At 62.5% G+C, this 2,339-nt stretch carries 1 protein-coding gene; it reads left to right on the top strand.

Annotation, left to right across the window (positions count from 1 at the left end):
• Positions 1-2,339 (top strand): non-ribosomal peptide synthetase (locus tag AC1RJW_RS29625; RefSeq protein WP_493048103.1); only part of this gene is annotated, 2,339 nt, incomplete at both ends.

Below are 2,339 nucleotides of genomic sequence, written 5' to 3'. Positions count from 1 at the left end.
ACCGGCATCGCCGAAGCACGCCGCCTGGTTGATCCGGCCTTGTCCCGGCGTGTTCGCCTGGAGGCACGCAAGCTTGGCGTGAGCGCTGCCAGCGTGATGCATCTGGCCTGGGCGCAGGTGCTGTCCAAACTATCCGGCCGTCAGGAAGTCGTGTTCGGTACAGTGCTGCTGGGTCGCATGCAAGGCGGCAACGGCACTGACCGCGCGATGGGCATGTTCATCAATACTTTACCACTGTGCATCGATGTGGGTGGCCGCGGCGTGGCCGACAGCATCCAGCGCACCCACAGCCTGCTGACGCAATTGTTGCATCATGAGCATGCCTCGCTTGCGCTGGCACAGCGCTGCAGCGGCATCGCCGCGCCAATGCCGCTGTTCTCGTCGCTGTTGAACTACCGCCATAGCCAGGCCGGTACATTGCCGCCACAGGGTGCCGGCAGCATCTTGCCTGCCTGGACAGGCGTCACGGTGTTGAGCGCCGAAGAGCGCACCAACTATCCCTGCTCCTTGTCCGTGGATGATCTGGGGGAAGATTTTGGCCTTACCGCTCTGGTGGCCGACAACGTGCCAGCACAGCGGGTTTGCGATTACATGCACACTGCGCTGGAACATCTGGTGACTGCGCTGGAAACAACGCCGGAGCTGCCAGTGCACCATTTACCGGTGCTACCGTTGCACGAACGCGAGCAAATGTTGCTCGAATGGAACCAAAGCAGTACTTCCCTGCCGCGCGACCAGCTGGTGCACCAATTGTTCGAAGCCCAGGCTGCTGCCCAGCCGGAGGCGATCGCGCTGGTGTGCGAAGCGCAGTCCCTGAGCTATGGGGAACTGAACCGCCGTGCCAACCAGGTGGCCCATGCGCTGCTTGCCTTGGGGGTACGACCCGACGACCGGGTGGCGATCTGCGTGGAGCGCAGCGTCGAGATGGTGGTCGGCCTGCTGGGCGTGCTCAAATCCGGCGCGGCGTATGTGCCGCTCGATCCGTCCTACCCGGCCGAGCGCCTGGCTTACATGCTGGAAGACAGTGCGCCAAGGCTGGTGCTGACCCAGACCACCTTGCGCGCCATTCTGCCGCAGGCGGCGGATGCCCTGCCTGTGTTGCTGCTCGACGACATGCCGGCGCAGCGTGACACCAATCCGGATCCGCTGGCACTGGGCTTGACCGCACGCCACCTGGCTTATGTCATCTACACCTCCGGTTCCACCGGCCTGCCCAAGGGGGTCATGGTCGAGCACCGCAATATCATCCGGCTGGTCGTCGATAACCGGTTTGCCGATATTGGTCCTGGCGACTGCATCGCCCAGTGCGCCAATGTCGCCTTCGACGCAGTCACCTGGGAGGTTTGGGGGGCATTGCTTCAGGGAGCCCGGCTCCACATCGTCCCACGTCAAGTGATGCTGGATGCGGCTGCGCTGCAGGCATGTTTGATCGACGGCGGCGTGAATGCCATGTTGCTGACCGTGGGCATTTTCAACGAATACGCTTACACGCTTGAACGCGCTTTCGGGCAGTTGAAGTATCTGCTCGTCGGTGGCGATGTGCTCGATCCAAAGCCGGTCGGGCATGTACTGCGCCTTGCCCGTCCGCCGCGGCACCTGATCAATGCATATGGACCGACCGAGGCCACTACCATTGCCACCACCTGCGACACTGCCTTGGGTATGACGACACGGCCTATCGTGCCGATTGGACGTCCGATCGCCGACACCTCCATTTATCTGCTCGATGCGCATATGCAGCCGGTGCCGCTGGGCGTTGCTGGTGAACTGTATGTGGGGGGCACCGGCGTGGCACGCGGCTACTTGAACCGTCCAGAGTTGACAGCCGAGCGTTTCGTTGCTGATCCGTTCAGTAGCGCGTCGCATGCCCGCCTGTACAAGACGGGCGACCTGGCACGCTATCTGCCCGATGGCAATATCGAATTCCTGGGTCGTAACGACTCCCAGGTCAAGATCCGTGGGTTCCGAATCGAGCTGGGCGAGATCGAAGCGAAGCTGGCAGCTTGCACTGGCGTGCGCGAAGCGATCGTACTGGCGCGCGAAGACGTGCCGGGCGACAAGCGTCTGGTCGCCTATTTTATTGTCGAGGATGATGGTGGCATTGATCGCGCGGCGGCACTGCGCGATGAATTACTGGCGACCTTGCCTGAATACATGGTGCCGGCAGCCTTCGTGCGCCTGGAGGCGTTCCCGCTGACGGCCAACGGTAAGCTCGATCGCCGTGCCCTGCCTGCGCCAGAATTGACGAGTGCCGTGACTTATACGGCGCCACGCACTATGACGGAGGAGCGCATTGCTGCCATCTGGGCCCAGGTGCTCAAGCTGGACAAGGTTGGCAT

The organism is Janthinobacterium sp. GW822-FHT07A03, assembly GCF_058798815.1.
The sequence above is the reverse complement of the archived record's forward strand: the minus strand, read 5'-3'. Positions and strand labels throughout refer to the sequence as shown.